This is a genomic window from Amycolatopsis sp. NBC_01307, assembly GCF_035975215.1.
Lineage (GTDB): Bacteria > Actinomycetota > Actinomycetes > Mycobacteriales > Pseudonocardiaceae > Amycolatopsis.
Map to the genome: position 1 here is coordinate 7090375 of NZ_CP108403.1, position 20314 is coordinate 7110688.

Sequence of the window (20314 nt, forward strand, 5' to 3'; positions counted from 1 at the left end):
GGAGACAGGCTACCCGGGGTTGCCGTCGAGAATTATCTTGCGAGTCGAATCTCTTTGTATCTAAGATACTTTTACAGGGAGACTTCACGGGAGGTTGTCATGGCGGAACGGACACAGGTGCTGGTCGTGGGGGCCGGGCTCGGCGGGCTGTCGGCGTCGATGTTCCTGGCGCAGGCAGGAGTGGACGTGCTGACGATCGAGCGGCACACCGGAACGTCGGTCCACTCGCGAGCGTCCGGGCAGAACTGGCGCACGATGGAGCTGTTCCACTGGGCGGGCATCGACGACGACGTGCTGCACGCGAGCCCGCGGGCGTCGCAGGGCCTGCGGATCACGGTCGCGACCAGCCTGGCCGGGCAGGTCTTCCACCGGCTCGTGGAGGACGGCAGCGAGTTCGACGTCTCGGCCACGACCACGATGCCGCACGGCATGGCCGGGCAGGACGTCGTCGAGCCGATCCTGCTGGCGGCCGCGGAGAAGGCGGGCGCGCGCGTCCGGTTCCGGACCGAACTGATCGAGATGGAGCAGGACGACGACGGCGTCACCGCGACGCTGCGGCACCGCGACTCCGGCGAGGAGACGGTGGTGCGCGCGGATTACATCGTCGCGGCCGACGGCGGGCGCAGCGGGATCCGGCAGTTGCTGGGCATCCCGACCGAGGGGCTGGACGGGCTCAGCCACTGCCTGGGCGTGGTGTTCGACGCCGACCTCGGCGACCGCGTCAAGGCGGGCGTGACGGATCTCTTCTACCTGCAGAACCCGGAGTTCACGGCCGGGCTGTCGAACACCGACGTCGCCGGCCGGTACGTCTTCGCCCCGGACTACCACCCGGAACGCGGCGAGAGCCCGGACGACTTCGGCCACGACCGGCTGGTCGCGATGATCCGCACCGCCACCGACCTGCCCGAGCTCGACCCGAAGATCGTCTGGACGGGCTCGTGGGAGATCGCCGCGCGGATCGCGGAGCGGTTCCGCGCCGGCCGCGTCTTCCTGGCCGGCGACGCGGCGAAGGTGACGCCGCCGTCGGGCGGCCAGGGCGGCAACACCGCGGTCGGCGACGGCGCGGACATCGCGTGGAAGCTCGCATCGGTCCTCCGCGGCGACGCGGGCGACGCGCTGCTGGACACCTACGAGGCCGAGCGGAAGCCGATCGCGCGGATGATTGTCGACATGTCGCTGCACAACCTGAAGCAGCGCATGCACCCCGACCTGGACGTCTCCGGCTTGACGAAGGCCGAGGACCCACTGGCGGCGGTCCTCGGCTTCCGCTACCGCTCGACGGCGGTGCTCTCGGAGGAACCGGACGACGGCGCACGCGTCGAAGACGTCCACGCGCCGACCGGACGTCCCGGGTTCCGCGCGCCGGGCATGACGTCCACAGTGGACTTGTTAGGTCATTCGTGGGTCCTGCTGTGCGCGGGTGACGCCTCGCGGTGGACGACCGCCGCTTCCGGCATCGGACTGGCTTGCCACGCCATCGAGGGCGAAGAGTTCGCGGCGAAGTACGGGCTGGCCCCGGGAGGCGCGTCCCTGGTCCGCCCGGACGGCATCGTCGCGTGGCGCGCGACGGAACCGGTCGACGACCCGGCGGCCGAGCTGAAGCGGGTCCTGGACGCGGTCCTGTCGCGTTAGCCGGTCTGCCGCGGCTTGTCGTGAGTGTTTAGGGCGGTTCTAACCGCCCTAAACACTCACGACCGGGCCAGCACCCAGTGGAAGGTCGCTTCGCCTTCGGGCTCGTGGATCGTCACGGGCTCGTCCACGACCAGCGTGAAACCGGCGGCTTCGAGCAGCCGCCGGTTCTCCGCCGGGGCGTGGCTGCTGAAGAACATCGGCGTGCCGAGCCAGTCTGCTTCGACGCCGTTCGCCTCACTGCAGCCGAGCGCGGCCAGGAACCAGCCACCGGGCCGCAGCCAGCCGGCGATCCGCTTGAAGAGGTCGCCCTGCTCCTCGCGGGGTACGTGCAGCACCGAGTAGAACGCCGTGACGGCGTCGAAACTCCCGCCCGGGAACGACACCTCCGCCATGTCGCCCTTCTCGAACCGCGCGCCGGGGACGTTCCGGCGCGCGAGATCCAGCTGCGCCGCGGAGACGTCGACGCCGAGGACGTCGTGCCGCTCGGCGAGCGACGCCGTGCACGGCACGCCCGCGCCGCAGCCGAGGTCGAGCACCGCGGCGCCGTCGGCGAGCCGGCCGGTCAGCTCCCCCAGGAACCGCAGCCGCGGGTCGTCGGTGATGCGCGCGCTCCACTCGAGGTAGCGCTCCGCCGAGCTGTCGTAGCCGGATTCGACGATCCGCCGGGGTTCGCTCACCCTGCCGACCCTAGCGAGCCGGGCGATCCGTTTTCGGCCAGAATGAGCCCGTGGTGTCGGTGCGCAGCGTGGTCGACCGGGTGGGGCCGACGCTGCTCCACGCGCTCCAGGTGCCCGACGACTCGCCCGCCGTCGCCGACGTCGTGATCGCCGAGCCCGGCGGGGGCCTCACCCTCGCCGCCGGGGATCTGGTGCTCGGGGTGGCCACCACCGGGCCCGAAGATGCCGCCGAGCTGGTGAAACAGAGCGCCGAACAGGGCGCGGCCGCCGTGCTGCTCAAGCCGCCCGTCGCGGCGAAAACGCAAGTGAAACGGGCCGCGAAGGCCGCCGGGATCGCGTTGATCCAGGTGCACGCGGCGACGTCGTGGGCGCAGCTCGTGTGGCTGCTGCGGACCGTCCTCGACGCGCTCGCCGACGAGTCCGAGAACCTCGAGAACGACACCGGCTCCGGCGACCTGTTCCGGCTCGCCGACGCCGTCGCGTCCGTTGTGGACGCTCCGGTGACCATCGAGGACACCAACTCGCGCGTGCTCGCCTACTCCGCGCGCCAGGACCTCACCGACCCCGCGCGCGTCGCCACGATCATGGGCCGCCGCATCCCGGACGACGTCCTCGCGCGGTTCCGCTCGCGCGGCGTGTTCCGGGAGCTGTCGCGCGGGCGGCAGACGATCTTCGTGCCGGCCCAGCGCGACGGCACGCTGCCGCGGCTGATCGTGCCGATCCGGATGGGCGGGGAGCTGCTCGGCTCGATGTGGGCGGTGGTCGCCGGGCCGGTGTCCGACGAGCGCGCGGCCGCCTTCGCCGACGCCGCCCCGGTCGTCGCGCTGCACCTGCTGCGCCGCCGGGCTTACACGGACGCGCAGCGCCGCGCGTCGGCCGAGCTGCTGCGCGGCGTGCTCGAAGGCCGGGCCAACCCGCGCAAGGCGATGGCGGAGCTGGACCTGTCCGACGAGCCGCACCGCGTGGTCGTCATCGAGGTCACCGGCGGCGACGGCCGCGACGCCGAGGGCATGCGGCTCGCGTTGCTGGAGCGGCTTTCCCAGGGCATCGGCCGCCGTCCGGTGGCGACCGAGCTGGGCGGGCTGCTCTACGCCGTGGTCCCGGACCGCGCCGGCTCCGGCGGCTGGGCCGAGCTGCGCGACGCGCTCGCGACGCAGCCGGCGTCCCGCCGCGGCGGCGCCCCGCGAGCCGCGGCCGGTTCGCCCGGCGAGATCGGCGACCTGTCGACGTCGCGCGCCCAAGCCGACGAAGCCCTCGGCCTGCTGCGCGCGGAGATCCTCGACGAGCGCGTCATCACCTTCGACGAAGCCTGGACGGCGCTGGCGCTGCACCGCGGGGCGACGGCGGCGGCCGCGGCGAAGGTCGCGGAGCTCGGGCCACTTGGCGCGCTGCGCGCCCACGACGAGACGAGCAAGGCCGGGTACACCGACACGCTCTACGAGTGGCTGCGGCACCCCGGCGACCCGCGCGCGGCGGCGCGCGAGCTGCGGATCCACCCCAACACCCTGCGGTACCGGATGCGGAAGCTGCTGGAGCTGGTCCCGCTGGACCTCGACGACCCCGACGTCCGGCTCGCGCTGATCACCCAGCTGGTGGCGTTGCGCTGGAGCTGAGCCGATCGGCCCAACACGTCACCCATGCACTACTCCGCATGGATCGCGCCGATCGTACGGATTGTCCTTTCCCACCGAAAGAAGGTGGATTCTCGCGATTGTCCGGCGCATTTTCGCTGCACCACCCGCGGTAGCCGGGTCGTCGCAGAGGAGTGTCCATGAGTTTTCGCAGGGCCCTGAAGCTGGGCGCGGTGTCCGCGCTCTCCCTGGTTTCCCTGGCCGTCCCGGGCGCCACTGCCGGGAGCGCCGTCGCGGCGCCGAGCGGCGACTGCTTCACGCCCACGCAGTCCGCGGACCGCAGCAAGGACGGCCACGCCGACAGCCTGTCACCGGCCGAAGCCGCCCGCGTCGAAGCCGACATGCAGAGCAAGCTGGCCGGCAAGCGCGCCGCGCTGGCGCCCGCGGCGACGTCGATCCCGGTGTACTTCCACGTGATCACCAGCGGCTCGACCGGCAACCTGCCGGCCGCCACGATCACCAAGCAGATCTCGGTGCTCAACAGCGCGTACGGCAGCAAGGGCTTCAGCTTCAGCCTGGTGAGCACGGACTACACGAACAACTCCACCTGGTACAACGGCATCACCGACGGCACGTCCGCCGAGCGCAACATGAAGAACGCGCTGCGCAAGGGCGGCAAGAACGCGCTGAACATCTACACCGCCAACCTCGGTGACGATCTGCTCGGCTGGGCGACGTTCCCGTGGAACTACACCGCGTCGCCGAAGCTCGACGGCGTCGTCATCCTCGACGAGTCCCTCCCGGGCCGCTCGGCGACCAACTACAACGAGGGCGACACGGCGACCCACGAGGTCGGCCACTGGATGGGGCTCTACCACACCTTCCAGGGCGGCTGCTCCGGTTCGGGCGACTACGTCTCCGACACCCCGGCCGAAGCGACCGCGACGTCCGGCTGCCCGGCGAGCAAGAACACCTGCTCGGCGGCGGGCAGCGACCCGATCCACAACTTCATGGACTACAGCTACGACGGTTGCATGTACGAATTCACCGCGGGCCAGGGCACGCGCATGACCAGCTCCTGGTCGGCTTACCGCGCCTGACACTCCGCAAGTCCGTGAATGCCACATTGAGAGACCTAGTGTCCCTCAATGTGGCATTCACGGCTTTCACGGCACCAGCAGCGTCTTTCCCACCGTGGTGCGGGATTGCATGGCCGCGTGGGCTTCGGACGCCTGGGCCAGCGGGAAACGGCGGCCGATCACAGGGGTCAAGCGGCCTTCCGCCGCCTCCGTCAACGCCGACTTCGTGAACGTGCGCATGTCTTCGGGGCCGCCCAGCGAACGCACCAGCGTGACGTCGCGGGCGGCAGCGTCCACTTCGGACACTTCCGCCCACGAACCGCTCGCCAGGCCGTAGATCGCCATCCGGCCGCCGCGACGCAGCAGGCCGGACGCCGCCGTGCCGATGGCGCCGCCCACTCCGTCGAAGACCACGTCGACCTCACCGGCGGTGGACGTCCAGTCCGGCCGCAGGTAGTCGACGACGACGTCGGCGCCCTGCACCTGGGCCACCTTCGCCGGGCCGCCCGCGGCGCCCACCACCGATGCGCCCGCGGCCTTCGCCAGCTGCACCAGCAGACCGCCGACGCCGCCCGCCGCCGCCTCGACGAGGACCCGGTCGCCGGGCCGTACCCCGGTCGCGTGGATCAAGCCCGTCGCCGTGCGGCCGTCCGCGAGCAGCGCCACCGCCGCGTCGAGGGCCAGGCCTTCCGGCACCGGGAACACCGCCGCCGCGTCCACCGCGACGCGCTCGGCGTACCCGCCGGACCCGCCGGTCGAGGTGACCACCCGCTGCCCGGCGAGGTCCGGGTCCACCCCCGGGCCGACCGCGCTGATCACGCCGCCGACGCCGTTGCCGGGCACGATCGGCAGCTCGGGGCGGAACGGTCCCGGGCCGCCCGCCCGCAGCTGCGTCTCGACGAACGTGATGTTCGCGAACGCCACCTCGACCACCACCTGGCCGTCCCCCGCGACCGGGTCCGGGGCCTCCCCCGGGACGAGCACTTCCGGACCGCCGAACTCCCGCATCCACACCACGCGCATGCCGCACAGGCTGCAACCTCAAGCGCGGTCGAAGTCAACGGCCTGTCGGCTCAGCACCATGAATGCGTCGAACAACTGTCCGCTCAGCACGATGACACCGCCGTCCGGGTGGCTCACCGTGAAGGACACCACCGCACCGTTTCCGGACGCAGACCGACCCAGGAGGCCGACCGTGCGTATCGCCGTTCCCCGTGAGATCAAGAAGCACGAGTACCGGGTCGCGCTGACCCCGGCCGGCGTGCACGAGCTGGTCGGGCGCGGGCACGACGTGTTCGTCGAGACCGGTGCCGGTGTCGGTTCTTCGATCTCCGACGAGGAGTACGTCGCCGCCGGCGCGAAGATCCTCGCCACCGCGGACGAGACCTGGGCCCAGGGCGAGCTCGTGCTCAAGGTCAAGGAGCCGATCGCCGAGGAGTACCCGCGCCTGCGCGGCGACCAGGTGCTGTTCACCTACCTGCACATCGCCGCCGACCGGCCGCTGACCGACGCGCTGCTGGCCGCGGGCACCACCGCGATCGCGTACGAGACCGTCCAGACCGCCAACGGCGCGCTGCCGCTGCTCGCCCCGATGTCCGAGGTCGCGGGCCGGCTGGCCCCGCAGGTCGGCGCGTACTCCCTGATGAAGCCGAGCGGCGGCCGCGGCGTGCTGCCCGGCGGCATCCCCGGCGTCCACCCGGCGCGCGTCGTCGTCATCGGCGGCGGCGTAGCCGGCCTCAACGCCGCCCGCGTCGCACTGGGCCTCGGCTCGGACGTCGAGATCCTGGACACCAACGTCGACCGCCTGCGCCAGATCGACAACGACTTCGGCGGCCGAATCCGCACAGTGACCTCGACCAGGCTCTCGGTAGAAGAGTCGGTACTGCAGGCGGACATGGTAGTGGGCGCAGTACTGGTCCCAGGAGCAAAAGCACCAAAGCTGGTCTCGAACGAGCTGGTCTCCCGCATGAAGCCAGGCAGCGTGCTGGTCGACATAGCAATCGACCAGGGAGGCTGCTTCGCAGACTCCCGCCCCACAACCCACGACGACCCCACGTACACGGTCCACGAGTCAGTCTTCTACTGCGTGGCAAACATGCCGGGAGCAGTCCCCCGAACCTCAACCTACGGCCTAACGAACGTCACACTGCCCTACGCAGTCCAACTGGCCGACAAGGGCTGGAAGGCAGCACTACAGGCGGACGAGGCCTTGGCAAAGGGCCTGAACACCCAGGCAGGAGCCCTGACGAACGCCCCAGTAGCGGTAGCCCACGACCTCCCGCACACGCCGCTGGCCACAGTTCTCGCCTGACCAAACGAACCAAAGGAGCGGGCCCCTGTCGCAAGACAGGGGCCCGCTCCTTTGCGCAAGAGTCACGCCGAAGAGGAAGCAAGCACCTGAACACCAGCCACGCTGGAAGGTGCACCAGAGGCACCGTGGGGGTCCGGGGGCTCGGCCCCCGGGAGACACAACGAAGTGAGTCGAAGCGAAGCGAAGACATAACGACGGCCCGCTCAACCAACCTGGGGGTCATTGGGAGCGGGCCGCCACTGACAAGCTTAGAGGGCTTCGGAGGACTTTGCTGCACCGGGTCGGCAAGTCTGGCAAATTCTTTATCAACTCGGTCCGGCGGCCCCGCGGGCGCGGGAGCAAACCCTCTGGTCAGACGCTCGCCGCCGCTACCCCCGGTGTCCGGAACCGGTTGCGGAACGTGACGAAGGTCGCTCTCCGCCGATTCGCCCGTTCCGGGCGCACGTCTCGCCAGAGTAGGGCAGGATGCGCCCCATCAGCGGGAACGTAAGGGGACGGTATGCACGACGGCAGTGGCCGGATTGTGGTGCAGAACCTGAGCAAGCAGTTCGGCACGGTGAACGCGGTGCAGAACCTGAGTTTCACGGTCGAGCCGGGCTCGGTGACGGGCTTCCTGGGCCCGAACGGTGCCGGCAAGACGACGACGCTCCGCATGCTGCTCGGGCTGGTGACGCCGACCCAGGGGTCGGCGACGATCAACGGGCGGCCGCACTCGCAGCTGGGGAACCCGGCGCGGGTGGTGGGCTCGGTGCTCGAGAACGAGGGTTTCCACCCGAGCCGGACGGCGCGCAACCACCTGCGCGTCTACGCCGCCGCGATCGGGGTGCCCGACACCCGCGCGGACGAGGTGCTGGGCCTGGTCGGCCTGGGCAGCGCCGCCGACCGGAAGGCGGGCGGCTTCTCGCTCGGTATGCGGCAGCGGCTGGCGCTGGCGACGGCGTTGCTGGGTGACCCGCAGGTGCTGGTGCTCGACGAGCCGACGAACGGCCTGGACCCGGAGGGCATCCTCTGGCTGCGCAACTTCCTGCGCTCCTACGCCCGTGAGCAGCACCGCACGGTCCTCGTGTCGAGCCACCTGCTCAACGAGGTCGAGCAGCTGATCGACCAGGTGGTCATCATCAGCCAGGGCGTGACGCGCTACAACGGGTCGCTGGACCAGCTGCGCAAGGGCCAGCAGTCGCGGGTGCTGGTGCAGCCGGCGGACGCCGCCGCGCTGGTGAAGGCGTTGCAGGAGAACGGCGTCACCCAGGTTTCGCCGACGCCGGACGGCCGGGTCGCGGTCGCCGGGTCGAGCGTCCAGCAGATCGGTGACCTCGCCGCGAAGGCCGGGATCGCCGTCTACGGGATGCAGGAGGAGCACGCCGACCTCGAGCGGATGTTCTTCCAGCTGACCCAGGGCCAGTTCAGCGGTGGCCCCCAGGGTTATCCCCCGCAGCCGCAGTACCAGGGGCCGCCGCCGCCCGGGTACCCGCCGCAGCAGTACCCGCCGCAGGGGCCACCGTCGGGGCCGCAACAGCAGCAGTACCAACAAGGTCCGCCGCAGGGCTGGGGAGGTCCGCAGCAGTGATGGGGAACCTGATCAAGGCGGAGTTCCGCAAGACGCTCTCGCTGAAGACGTGGTGGGTGCTGCTCATCCCATTGGCGCTGGTGGCGTTCTGGCTGACGTTCGCGTGGGGCAAGATCACCAACGACTTCGCGGACTTCCTGAGCTCGGACAGCGACGCCAGGCAGGTCACCACGTTGATCGGCCTGGACCCGAACCAGGTGCCGGTCGGGCTGCTCGCGCTGGCGCACGGCGTGAACATCGCGCAGCTCGTCCCCGGGCTGTTCGGCATCTTCGCGCTGGCGGGCGAGTATCGCAGCAAGACGATCACGACGACGTTCCTGACCGCGCCGAACCGGATCTCGGCGTTGACCGCGAAGATGCTCACCTACATCGGGTGGGGCGCGATCTACGGCCTGGTCAGCTTCGGCGTCTCGGCGATCGCCGTCATGGTGTCGGTCGACTCGGGCCGCTGGCCGTCGGCGGGCCAGTGGCTGGCCGCGCTCGGCGGGACGGTGCTGGCCGCGGTGCTGGTGACGTTGTTCGGCATCGGGTTCGGCGCGGTGCTGCGCAACGTGCCGCTCGCGGTGGTGCTGTTCCTGGTGTGGTTCCTGATCGTGGAGAACGTCCTGGTGATCCTGCTCTGGGGCCAGACGACCCTGCTGGGCGGGATCCTGCCGAACGGCACCGCGAACGGCATCGTCGGCGGCATCGCCGCGGACGCGTTCGGGTTCAACTCGCTCAACTTGCCCGCCGACGTCAACACCGGCGCGCAGCTGCTGCTGCAGTACACCGCGGCTGCGCCCGGCGTGATCTCGTGGTGGGTGTCGGCGCTCATCTTCTTCGCCTGGACGATGGTCTTCTTCGGCTTCGGCTGGCTGGGCAACCAGAAGCGCGACATCACCTGATCGAGCGATCCTGTGAGGGCCCCTTCCCGACGTCGGGAAGGGGCCCTCACGGCTTTCGGGAAATATTCTGTCGGTGGCGGCGCTTAGTGTTGCTACGTGACCATCGCTCCGCCTCGTCCCCGTCAAGAGCTCCCACCTGCCGAGACCGTCGGCTGGGTCCGCAGGCTGTCCGCCGCGGCGTGGGAGCACCGCGCGACAGTCGTGCTGTCGCTGGTCGCCGCCATGTTGAGCGTCGGCGTCCAGGCCGCCAGCCCGCTGCTGGTGCGCGCGGCGGTGGACGACGCGGTGGCGGGGCAGACCGGCGCGCTGCCGGGGATCGCGGTCGTCCTGGTGACGTTGCAGCTGGTCGCGTTCGCCACCGCGTTCCTGCGCCGGTACTTCGGCGGCAAGCTCGCCCTCGACGTCCAGCACGACCTGCGCCAGCGGGTGTTCAACGCGGTGTCGCGGCTCGACGGCGGCAAGCAGGACGCCCTGCGCACCGGCCAGGTCGTCTCGCGCGCGATCTCGGACCTGCAGCTGGTCACCGGGATCCTGATGCAGATCCCGCTGTCGTTCGGCTCGGTGATCTTCGCGCTGCTGTCGTTCGTGGCGATGCTGTGGATGTCCCCGGTGCTGACGTTGATCGCGCTGGTCGTCACGCCCGCGGTCGGCATCGTCGTGACCCGCAGCCGGAAGCGGCTGTTCCCGGCGACGTGGTCGGCGCAGCAGCGCGCGGCGGACGTCGCGCAGCAGGTGGAGGAGACCGTCACCGGCGTCCGCGTCGTGAAGGGCTTCGGCCAGGAGTCGCGCGAGGTCGGCCGGCTGGAGCGCACGGCGCGCAAGCTGTTCGGGGAGCGGCTTCGCGCGGCGAAGCTGTCCGCGGTGCCGACGGCGACCACGGCCGCGCTGCCCGCCGCGGGCCAGGTCGCGGTGCTCGGCATCGGCGGTGTCCTGGCGCTCAACGGCTCGATCACGCTCGGCACCTTCCTCGCCTTCGCGACCTACCTCGCCACCCTGATCGGCCCGGCCCGGATGCTGTCCGGCCTGGTCGTGCAGGCCCAGCTGACCCGCGCCGGCGCCGAGCGCGTCTACGAGCTGATCGACGCGCAGCCGGAGGTCGTCGACGCCGCCGGCGCGCGCCCGCTGCCGGCGGGCCCGCTCGGCATCGAGCTCGACGGCGTCCGGTTCGGCTACACCCGCAGCGAACCGGTGCTCGACGGCCTTTCGGTGACCGCGCACCCGGGCGAGACGCTCGCGCTGGTCGGCACCGCCGGCTCCGGGAAGTCGACGATCTCGCTGCTGCTGCCCCGCTTCTACGACGTGCACGCGGGCGCGATCCGCGTCGGCGGGCTCGACGTCCGGGACGTGCCGCTGCGGCAGCTGCGCCAGGCGATCGGCGTCGTGTTCGAGGAAGCCTTCCTGTTCTCCTCCTCGATCCGCGACAACATCGCCTACGGCCGGCCCGACGCGAGTGACGAGGAGATCGTCGCGGCGGCGCGCGCGGCGGAGGCCGACGAGTTCATCCGCGAGCTGCCGGAGGGCTACGAAACCCTGGTCGGCGAGCGCGGCCTGACCCTGTCGGGCGGCCAGCGGCAGCGGCTCGGGCTGGCGCGGGCGCTGATCACCGACCCGCGGATCCTGGTCCTCGACGACGCGACGTCGGCCATCGACACCGTCACCGAGGCGGCGATCCACGACACGCTGCGCTCGGTCACGGCGAGCCGCACGACCCTGCTGATCGCGCACCGGCGCTCCACCCTCGCGCTGGCCGACCGGATCGCGGTGCTCGACGACGGCCACGTGGTCGACGTCGGCACCGAGACCGAGCTGATGGCGCGCTGCCCGCTGTTCCGCGAGCTGGTCGCGGGCCCGGGTGACGGCGTCGAGGAGAAGGTCCGCTGCGAAGGCCTCGACCGCGGCCCGGCCGGCGTCACCGCGGCGCTCTGGCCGCGTGATGAGGGCAAGGACGAGGTCGACCACCTGGCCGAGGCCGCGCAGCAGCGCCGCGCCAACCCGAACAGCAGCGGGTTCGCGGGCCCGGGCGGTGGCGGTCTCGACCTGCCGCCGACCCCGGAGCTGATCGAGGGCGTCCGCAAGCTGCCGCCGGCCACCGACGAACCCCGGCTGTCCGATGTGGACGTCACGGCGCCCGACCCGCGGTTCCGGCTGGCCGGGCTGCTGCGGCCGGTCCGCTGGCCGCTCGCGGTGGTGATCGCGCTGGTCGCGGCGGACGCGCTGGCCTCGATCGCGCTGCCGGGGCTCTACCAGTTCGGCGTCGACCACGGCGTCCGCACCGGCGTGGAGTGGGTGATCTGGCTCGCCGCCGGGATCGGCGCCGCGGTGATCGCGGCCGACTGGCTGGTGGTGCTCGCGCAGACCCGGCTGACCTCGCGCGTCGGCGAGACCGTCCTGTACGCGCTGCGCGTCCGCAGCTACGCGCACCTGCAGCGGCTCGGGCTCGACTACTACGAGCGGGAGCTGTCCGGGAAGATCATGACCCGGATGACGACGGACGTCGACGCGCTCTCGACGTTCCTGCAGACCGGGCTGGCCACCGCCGTGGTCAGCGCGCTGACGCTGGCCGGGATCACGGTGGCGCTGCTGGTCACCGACGCCGGGCTGGCGTTGTACGCGCTGGCGATGGTGCCGGTGCTGGCCGTCGCGACGGTGATCTTCCGGCGGGCGGCGTCGAAGGCCTACAACGAGGCCCGCGAGCGGGTCAGCCTGGTCAACGCGGACATGCAGGAGAACATGAGCGGCCTGCGCGTCGCCCAGGCCTACACCCGCGAAGAGCGTTCCGCCGAGGCGTTCGCGTCACGCAGTGACGACTACCGCCGCTCGCGGCTGCGGGCGCAGCGCTACGTGGCGACGTACTTCCCGCTGGTCGCGCTGATGTCCGACCTGGCGACGACCACGGTGCTGGTCGCGGGCGCGAACCGCGTGTCGGCCGGGACCCTGTCGGCCGGTGTGCTGCTCGGGTTCCTGCTGTACCTGCAGCAGTTCTTCTCCCCGATCCAGCAGCTGTCCTCGGTGTTCGACGGCTACCAGCAGGCCCGCGTCGGCCTGAACCGGATCGGCGACCTGCTGCGGACGCCGACGTCCGTCCCGCCGGCGGAACACCCGCTGGCGATCCCGGAGCGGCTGCGCGGTGAGGTCAGCTTCAAGGAGGTCGACTTCGCCTACGCGGGCACGGAGGCGAAGGCGCTGGCGCAGTTCTCGCTGGACGTCGCGGCCGGGGAGACGATCGCGCTGGTCGGCGCCACCGGCGCGGGGAAGTCGACGGCGGTGAAGCTGGTCGCCCGCTTCTACGACGCCACGGGCGGCACGGTCCGGATCGACGGCACCGACGTCCGCGAGTACGAGCTCGCCGGCCTGCGGCACCGGATGGGCGTGGTGCCGCAGGAGGCGCACCTGTTCTCCGGCACGGTGGCGGACAACGTCCGGTACGGCCGCCCGGCGGCGACGGACGCCGAGGTCGAGGCCGCGGTCCGCGCGGTGGGCGCGCTCGACGGCGTCGCGGCGCTGTCGGCCGGGTTCCTGCAGCCGGTGGGCGAGCGCGGGCGGTCGCTGTCGGCGGGGCAGCGTCAGCTGGTGGCGCTGGCCCGGGCGGAGCTGGTCGACCCGGACGTCCTGCTGCTCGACGAGGCGACGGCGGCCCTGGACCCGTCCACGGAGGCCGCGGTCCTGCGCGCGACCGAGCACCTGGCCCGCCGCCGCACGACGTTCGTCGTCGCCCACCGCCTCGCGACGGCGGCCCGCGCCGACCGCATCGTGGTCCTCGACCACGGCCGGATCGTCGAAACCGGAACCCACGAAGAGCTCTTGGCCGCGGAAAGCTACTACGCCCGCCTCTGGTCCCTCGGCTGACCCGTATCTCGCGTGACTGAACCCGTGACTCGCGTGATTGGACCCGTGAGTCGCGAGTTCCGGCTTCAATCACGTGAGTCACGGCTTCGATCACACGACTTACGTCGGGAATCACGCGAGTTGCGGGTTCGCCCGCCGGAAACGACCTCGCGGGGGTGGACGGGCGCTGGGAGCATGGCGGGATGTTCGAACAACAGCGGGCGCCCGACCGGCAGATCCGCGCCGTGCAGACCGAGACCACCGTCCGGGTCTACCAGGCCTACTCGCCCGCGATCGCCGAGCCGGCGCTGGCGAAGCAGACGTTCGTCGCGCCGTTCAAGCGGGACCGGATGACGTGGATCAAGCCGTCGTTCCGGTGGATGGCCTACCGGTGCGGCTACGGGACCAAGCCCGGGCAGGAGGTCGTCCTGGCGATCGACATCACCCGCGACGGCTTCGAGTGGGCCCTGGCCCACGCGGCGCTGAGCCACCCAGGCCGCGACCAGGAGAAAGAAGCCTGGGAAGCACAGGTCAAGACCAGTCCCGTCCGGATCCAGTGGGACCCCGAACGTGACCTCAACCACCAGGCGCAGAACTTCCGGGCGATCCAGGTCGGCCTGAGCGGCGAGGCCGTCGACCGCTACGTCGACGAGTGGATCACCGCCGTCACCGACGTCACGCCGGTGATGCACCGGATCCACCAGCACCTGCGGGACTACGAGCTGCACAAGGCCGTGAAACTCGTCCCGCACGAGCCGGCGTACGAGCTCCCCGAAGACCTCGCGCGGGCCATCGACGCCGACGGCTGAACCCGGGTCAAGGCAGCGCCCGCCACTTCAGCGAACCCAGCCCCGCGGCCTCGACGTCGGGGCGCACCGCCCAGCGGAACGTCCCCGGCCGGACGTGCACGCCGGCGCCGACCAGCCAGTCCGGCTCATCGGGTTCGACGTGCTCCTGCTCCTCGAAGTCGGCCACGGTCGGCCACACGGCCGCGCACGAATCGCACCGCAGCACAACCGCGCCGGACTCGGTGACCAGCGGCCTGACCAGGCCCTGATCCCAGAACGACGGACATTCGACCAGCCACATCCACCCAGCAGAACCGGCCGGGGTGAACGGCGGCGGAGCGCTCGGCGACGAGCCAGCCAACCCTGGCGAAAACCCTGTACCCGGTCCACTGCTTAAGGTTCTCTTAGCACATCTTGATCGTGTCAGTGACCGATGCCCTAGTGCGCCACGCCTCACACAAGCCGGTTCCATCACATCGCACTCATCGAGGGGGTTAGCCTGGTAGGCGCATCAACGGATTCAAGATCGAGATCGAGACGGATAGAGGCGAGCCCAAGCCGTGTCCAGCAGCAGCCCTGCGTCACAGTTCGGCCCCAACGAGTGGCTGGTCGAAGAGATGTACGACCAGTTCCTCGCTGACCCATCTTCAGTCGATGCCGCGTGGCACGACTTCTTCGCGGACTTCAAGCCGACGCAGAACGCTCAGACCAAGGCGGACAACGCCCGGCAGCAGCAGGCCGGCGCCAAGCCCGCGACCAACGGACAGGCCACGGCGCCGTCGACGAAGGCGGTGCAGAACGCGGAGTCCGCGGCCAAGCAGACGTCGACGCCCGCCACCACCACCGCGCCCGCCAAGCCGGCTCCGAAGCCCGCCGCGACCGCGGCGAGCGCCTCGAAGACCGCGCCCAAGGCCGCGTCGACCAGCCCGGCCAAGACCGAGGTGAAGCCGCAGGCCAAGGACGAACCGGAGTCGAAGCAGCTCCGCGGCGCCGCGGCGGCGATCGCCAAGAACATGGACGCGTCGCTGTCCGTGCCGACCGCGACCAGCGTGCGCGCGGTCCCGGCGAAGCTGATGGCCGACAACCGCATCGTCATCAACAACCACCTCAAGCGCACCCGCGGTGGCAAGATCTCCTTCACTCACCTCATCGGCTTCGCCATGGTGCGGGCGCTGAAGGACTACCCGAACCTGAACCGGCACTACCAGCAGATCGACGGCAAGCCGTTCGCGATCACGCCGGAACACGTCAACTTCGGGCTCGCCATCGACATGAAGGGCAAGGACGGCTCCCGCAACCTCGTCGTGGCCTCGGTCAAGAACGTCGGGGACATGTCGTTCCTGCAGTTCTGGCAGGCCTACGAGGACATCGTCAAGAAGGCCCGCAACAACAAGCTGACCGCGGACGACTTCGCCGGCACCACCATCTCGCTGACCAACCCGGGCGGCATCGGCACCAACCACTCGGTGCCGCGCCTGCAGGCCGGCCAGGGCGCGATCATCGGCGTCGGCGCCATGCAGTACCCGGCGGCGTTCGAGGGCACCAGCGAGAAGACGCTGGTCGACCTCGGCATCAGCAAGATCATGACGCTGACCTCGACCTACGACCACCGCATCATCCAGGGTGCGGAGTCCGGCGAGTTCCTCAAGCGCATCCACCAGCTGCTGCTCGGCGAAGACGGCTTCTACGACGACGTCTTCACCAGCCTGCGCCTGCCGTACGAGCCGATCCGCTGGGTCGCCGACATCCCCGAGGGCCCGGTCGACAAGACCGCCCGCGTGATCGAGCTGATCGACGCGTTCCGGATGCGCGGTCACCTGATGGCCGACACGGACCCGCTGAACTACCGCCAGCGCAGCCACGCCGACCTCGACGTGCTGAGCCACGGCCTCACCCTGTGGGACCTGGACCGCGAGTTCCCGGTCGGCGGCTTCGCCGGCCAGGAGCGGATGAAGCTGCGCGACATCCTCGGCGTGCTGCGCAACTCGTACTGCCGCACCGTCGGCATCGAGTACACGCACATCCTCGACCCCGAGGAGCGCCGCTGGATCCAGGAGCGCGTCGAGATCCCGCACGAGAAGCCGGACCCCGCGGTCCAGAAGTACGTGCTCTCGAAGCTGAACGCCGCCGAGGCGTTCGAGACGTTCCTGCAGACCAAGTACGTCGGTCAGAAGCGGTTCAGCCTCGAAGGCGGCGAGACGGCGATCCCGCTGCTCGACACCCTGCTGGACAAGGCCGCCGAGCACGAGCTCGACGAGGTCGTCATCGGCATGCCGCACCGCGGCCGGCTCAACGTGCTGGCCAACATCGTCGGCAAGCCGATCTCGCAGATCTTCCAGGAGTTCGAGGGCAACCTCGACCCGGGCCAGGCGCACGGCTCCGGTGACGTGAAGTACCACCTCGGCGCCGAGGGCAAGTACTTCCGGATGTTCGGCGACGGCGAGACGAAGGTGTCGCTGACGGCGAACCCGTCGCACCTGGAGACCGTGGACCCGGTGCTCGAGGGCATCGTCCGCGCGAAGCAGGACCTCCTGGACAAGGGCGGCGAGGGCTACACCGTGCTGCCGGTCCTGATGCACGGCGACGCGGCCTTCGCGGGCCAGGGCGTCGTCGCCGAGACGCTGAACCTGTCGCTGCTGCGCGGGTACCGCACCGGCGGCACCGTGCACGTGATCGTCAACAACCAGGTCGGCTTCACCACCGCGCCGGAGCACTCGCGCTCCAGCCAGTACGCCACCGACGTCGCGAAGATGATCGGCTCGCCGATCTTCCACGTGAACGGCGACGACCCGGAGGCCGCGCACTGGGTGGCCAAGCTGGCCGTCGAGTACCGGCAGGCGTTCCACAAGGACGTCGTGATCGACCTGATCTGCTACCGCCGCCGCGGGCACAACGAGGGCGACGACCCCTCGATGACGCAGCCGGCGATGTACGACATCATCGACACGAAGCGCTCGGTCCGGAAGGGCTACACCGAGTCGCTGATCGGCCGCGGCGACATCTCCGTCGAGGAGGCCGAGGCCGCGCTGCGCGACTTCTCGAGCCAGCTGGAGCACGTCTTCAACGAGGTCCGCGAGCTGGAGAAGCACCCGGCGAAGGCGAGCCCCTCGGTCGAGGAGGAGCAGCAGGTCCCGGCGAAGGTGACGACGTCGATCAGCAGCGAGACGCTGGAGCACATCGGCGACGCGTTCGTGAACGTGCCCGAGGGCTTCACGCCGCACCCGCGCGTCAAGCCGGTCATGGAGCGCCGCCACAAGATGTCGCGTGAAGGCGACATCGACTGGGCGTTCGGCGAGCTGCTGGCGTTCGGGTCGCTCGCGCTGGAAGGCCGGCTCATCCGGCTGTCCGGCCAGGACTCGCGGCGCGGCACGTTCACCCAGCGGCACTCGGTGTTCATCGACCGCAAGACGGGCCAGGAGTACTCGCCGCTGCAGAACCTGGCCGACGGCCAGGGCCGCGTGATGATCTACGACTCGGCGCTGTCGGAGTACGCGGCCGTCGGTTTCGAGTACGGCTACTCGGTGGCGAACTCCGAGGCGCTCGTGATGTGGGAAGCGCAGTTCGGCGACTTCGTCAACGGCGCGCAGACCGTCATCGACGAGTACATCTCCTCGGGCGAGGCGAAGTGGGGCCAGCGCTCCGACGTCGTGCTGCTGCTGCCGCACGGCCACGAGGGCCAGGGCCCGGACCACACCTCCGGCCGCATCGAGCGCTTCCTGGCGCTGTGCGCCGAAGGCTCGATGACCGTCGCGGTGCCCTCCACCCCGGCGAACTACTTCCACCTGCTGCGCCGGCACGCCCTCGACGGCATCCAGCGCCCGCTGGTCGTCTTCACGCCGAAGTCGATGCTGCGCAACAAGGCCGCGACGTCGGCGACCGGCGACTTCACCGGCCAGTCCCGGTTCATGTCGGTCATCGACGACGTGACGCCGGATCCGGCGAAGGTCCGCAAGGTGCTGCTGACCTCCGGGAAGCTGTACTGGGAGCTGGTGGCGGAGCGGACGAAGCGCGAGGCGGACGACGTCGCGATCGTGCGGATCGAGCAGTACTACCCGCTGCCGAAGAAGAAGCTGCTGGCGGCGCTGGAGCGCTACACCAACGCGACGCAGGTCGCGTGGGTCCAGGAGGAGCCGGAAAACCAGGGTGGGTGGCCGTTCTTCGGCCTGAACCTGCCCCGGAAGTTCCCGGAGGTGCTCTCGGGCCTGCAGGTCGTGTCGCGGCGTCCGATGGCGGCGCCGTCGGCCGGCTCGTCGAAGGTCCACGAGGTGGAGCAGAAGGCGCTGATCTCGAAGGCGTTCGACTGATCGCTTGACCACGGCGAAGGCCACCGCACCACGGTGTGGGGGCCTTCGTCGTCGTGGGCGGGGCCGGTCAGACGGTCAGCGACCAGGTGTCGATGCGCCCGGTGTCGGCCGACGCGACGTCCTGGACGCGCAGCGTCCAGGTGCCGTTCGCGGCTTCGCCGGAGACGTTCGCGCTGTAGGTCGTGTTGATGTTGTCGGACGAGTCACCGCTCGAGTTCTTCAGGCGGTACGCGGATCCGTCCGGCGCGACCAGGTCGATCACCAGGTCGCCGACGTAGGTGTGGACGATGTGGACCTCCACCGCCGACGTCGCCGACGCGTTGCGCGCGCAGCCCGAGACGCTCACGCTGCTCGTCACCGCGGCGCCGCGGTCGGGGATGGCGACGTCGGTGCCGTTGGTGACGGTGCCGCAGGTCGGCGGCGGGGTGGTGCCGGTGCCCGTGTAGAGCAGGACGTTCGGCGAGCCCGTGCCCGGGCTGGTCACCTTGCCGGTGGTGCCGTTCGCGACGAGCGCGTCGCGGACCTGCTGCGGCGTCGCGCCCGGGTTGGCGGCCAGGTACAGCGCCGCCGCGCCGACAACGTGCGGGGTCGCCATCGACGTGCCGCTGATCGTGTTGGTGGCGGTGGTGCTGCCGATCCACGACGACGTGATGCCGCTGCCCGGCGCGAAGATGTCGAGGCAGGTGCCGATGTTGGAGTAGCTCGCGCGAGCGTCGGTCGACGTCGTCGCACCGACTGTGATGCCCGCCGGGACGCGGCCCGGGGAGCCGTTGCACGCGTTGGCGCCGTTGTCGTTGCCCGCCGCGAGGCCGTAGGTGACGCCCGACGCGATCGAGCGCTGGACGGCGGCGTCCAGCGTGCTCGACGCGCCACCGCCGAGGCTCATGTTGGCCACCGCGGGCTTGATCGCGTTCGCCGTCACCCAGTCGACGCCGGCGATCACGCCCGCCGTCGTGCCGGAACCGCTGCAGTTCAGCACCCGGACGCCGACCAGCTTGACCTCCTTGGCCAGGCCGTACTGCGCGCCGCCGATGGTGCCGGCGACGTGCGTGCCGTGCCCCTGGCAGTCGGTGGCGTCGCCGTCGTTGTCGACGAAGTCGTAGCCCGACGTCGCGCGCCCGCCGAAGGTGCTGTGCGTCAGGTTGATGCCGGTGTCGATGACGTACGCGCGCACGGTCGCCGCCGTGGTGCTGTAGCTGTACTTCTGGTCCAGTGGCAGGTTCCGCTGGTCGACCCGGTCCAGGCCCCACGACGGCGGGTTCAGCTGGTCGGCACTCGCCCGCACGACCCGGTTCTGCTCCACAAAGGACACATCGGGATCGGCCGCGACGCGCTTGGCCTGCGCCTCGGACATCGCGGCGGTGAAGCCGTGCAAGGCCGCCGAGAACGTCCGCTCGACGGTGCCGCCGTGCCGGCCGGTGACGCCCTGGGCCGTGCCGCCCTTGAGCACGACGATGTAGCTGTCCTTGACGGCGTCGGCGCCGCCGGCGCCGGCGATCGTGCCTTCCCGCGCGGTCGCGACGGCGGTGCCGCCCAGGACGGTCACCGCCGAGACCGCTGCCACCACACCGATTCTCCTGAAGATTCCCCGAGAGCTCCGCAAGGTTTCGTCCCTTCTGGGCAGGGGTGAAAGGTGCCCGAACTGTAGGTCGACCCTGGTCAAAATAGGAAGATCG

The 20314-nt window shown here is 70.6% G+C and carries 13 protein-coding genes; 9 read left to right on the plus strand and 4 right to left on the minus strand.

Going from position 1 to position 20314, the window contains the following annotated elements; all coding sequences use genetic code 11:
• Nucleotides 1–99: 99 nt before the first annotated feature.
• A complete protein-coding gene (gene rdmE, locus OG439_RS30705; RefSeq protein WP_326944242.1) occupies nt 100–1632 on the plus strand; it encodes an aklavinone 12-hydroxylase RdmE in 1533 nt (510 codons plus the stop codon).
• A 56-nt stretch (nt 1633–1688) separates the two neighbouring features.
• On the opposite strand, the gene OG439_RS30710 is transcribed toward rdmE, so the two are convergent.
• Nucleotides 1689–2309 carry a class I SAM-dependent methyltransferase gene (locus tag OG439_RS30710; RefSeq protein WP_326944243.1) on the minus strand — a complete coding sequence of 207 codons (621 nt, stop codon included), beginning with the start codon at nt 2307–2309 and terminating at the stop codon, nt 1689–1691.
• 50 nt (nt 2310–2359) lie between these two features.
• Here OG439_RS30710 and OG439_RS30715 point away from each other — a divergent pair, with 50 nt between their 5' ends.
• Nucleotides 2360–3922 carry a PucR family transcriptional regulator gene (locus OG439_RS30715; protein ID WP_326944244.1) on the plus strand — a complete coding sequence of 521 codons (1563 nt, stop codon included), beginning with the start codon at nt 2360–2362 and terminating at the stop codon, nt 3920–3922.
• Between the two features lie 158 nt (nt 3923–4080).
• Entirely contained in the window at nt 4081–4980 is a 900-nt protein-coding gene (locus OG439_RS30720) for a zinc metalloprotease (protein WP_326944245.1), read from the plus strand.
• A gap of 66 nt (nt 4981–5046) precedes the next feature.
• Here the strand turns inward: OG439_RS30720 and OG439_RS30725 are convergent, their stop codons facing one another.
• A complete protein-coding gene (locus OG439_RS30725) occupies nt 5047–5982 on the minus strand; it encodes a zinc-binding dehydrogenase (protein WP_326944246.1) in 936 nt (311 codons plus the stop codon).
• A 172-nt stretch (nt 5983–6154) separates the two neighbouring features.
• Between OG439_RS30725 and ald the strand changes: the two genes are divergently transcribed.
• The 5 genes from ald to OG439_RS30750 all read left to right on the plus strand — a co-directional run bounded on the left by ald (nt 6155) and on the right by OG439_RS30750 (nt 14355).
• Nucleotides 6155–7270 (plus strand): alanine dehydrogenase, encoded by a 1116-nt coding sequence (gene ald, locus OG439_RS30730; RefSeq protein WP_326951653.1) that lies wholly within the window; start codon nt 6155–6157, stop codon nt 7268–7270.
• A 499-nt stretch (nt 7271–7769) separates the two neighbouring features.
• Nucleotides 7770–8837 (plus strand): ABC transporter ATP-binding protein, encoded by a 1068-nt coding sequence (locus OG439_RS30735; protein ID WP_326944247.1) that lies wholly within the window; start codon nt 7770–7772, stop codon nt 8835–8837.
• Nucleotides 8837–9721 (plus strand): ABC transporter permease, encoded by an 885-nt coding sequence (locus OG439_RS30740; RefSeq protein ID WP_326944248.1) that lies wholly within the window; start codon nt 8837–8839, stop codon nt 9719–9721. Before OG439_RS30735 ends, OG439_RS30740 begins: the two co-directional genes overlap by 1 nt.
• 96 nt (nt 9722–9817) lie before the next feature.
• Nucleotides 9818–13567 carry an ABC transporter ATP-binding protein gene (locus OG439_RS30745; protein ID WP_326944249.1) on the plus strand — a complete coding sequence of 1250 codons (3750 nt, stop codon included), beginning with the start codon at nt 9818–9820 and terminating at the stop codon, nt 13565–13567.
• 182 nt (nt 13568–13749) lie between these two features.
• Nucleotides 13750–14355, plus strand: coding sequence for a DUF4291 domain-containing protein (locus OG439_RS30750; protein WP_326944250.1), 606 nt, complete (start codon nt 13750–13752; stop codon nt 14353–14355).
• Nucleotides 14356–14362: 7 nt separating this feature from the next.
• Here the strand turns inward: OG439_RS30750 and OG439_RS30755 are convergent, their stop codons facing one another.
• On the minus strand, nt 14363–14635 hold the full coding sequence (locus OG439_RS30755; protein ID WP_326944251.1) for a hypothetical protein: 273 nt from the start codon (nt 14633–14635) through the stop codon (nt 14363–14365).
• A gap of 259 nt (nt 14636–14894) precedes the next feature.
• Here OG439_RS30755 and OG439_RS30760 point away from each other — a divergent pair, with 259 nt between their 5' ends.
• Nucleotides 14895–18638, plus strand: coding sequence for a multifunctional oxoglutarate decarboxylase/oxoglutarate dehydrogenase thiamine pyrophosphate-binding subunit/dihydrolipoyllysine-residue succinyltransferase subunit (locus tag OG439_RS30760; RefSeq protein ID WP_326944252.1), 3744 nt, complete (start codon nt 14895–14897; stop codon nt 18636–18638).
• A gap of 67 nt (nt 18639–18705) precedes the next feature.
• Here OG439_RS30760 and OG439_RS30765 read toward each other — a convergent pair whose 3' ends face one another.
• Nucleotides 18706–20211 (minus strand): S8 family peptidase, encoded by a 1506-nt coding sequence (locus OG439_RS30765; RefSeq protein WP_326951654.1) that lies wholly within the window; start codon nt 20209–20211, stop codon nt 18706–18708.
• Nucleotides 20212–20314: the final 103 nt, after the last annotated feature.

Bases quoted from the DNA above. Each gene is read 5' to 3' on its own strand.
- OG439_RS30740 (WP_326944248.1), top strand. From the start codon at position 8,837: ATGGGGAACCTGATCAAGGCGGAGTTCCGCAAGACGCTCTCGCTGAAG.
- OG439_RS30755 (WP_326944251.1), bottom strand. From the start codon at position 14,635: ATGTGGCTGGTCGAATGTCCGTCGTTCTGGGATCAGGGCCTGGTCAGG.
- OG439_RS30750 (WP_326944250.1), top strand. From the start codon at position 13,750: ATGTTCGAACAACAGCGGGCGCCCGACCGGCAGATCCGCGCCGTGCAG.
- rdmE (WP_326944242.1), top strand. From the start codon at position 100: ATGGCGGAACGGACACAGGTGCTGGTCGTGGGGGCCGGGCTCGGCGGG.
- OG439_RS30725 (WP_326944246.1), bottom strand. From the start codon at position 5,982: ATGCGCGTGGTGTGGATGCGGGAGTTCGGCGGTCCGGAAGTGCTCGTC.
- OG439_RS30735 (WP_326944247.1), top strand. From the start codon at position 7,770: ATGCACGACGGCAGTGGCCGGATTGTGGTGCAGAACCTGAGCAAGCAG.
- OG439_RS30720 (WP_326944245.1), top strand. From the start codon at position 4,081: ATGAGTTTTCGCAGGGCCCTGAAGCTGGGCGCGGTGTCCGCGCTCTCC.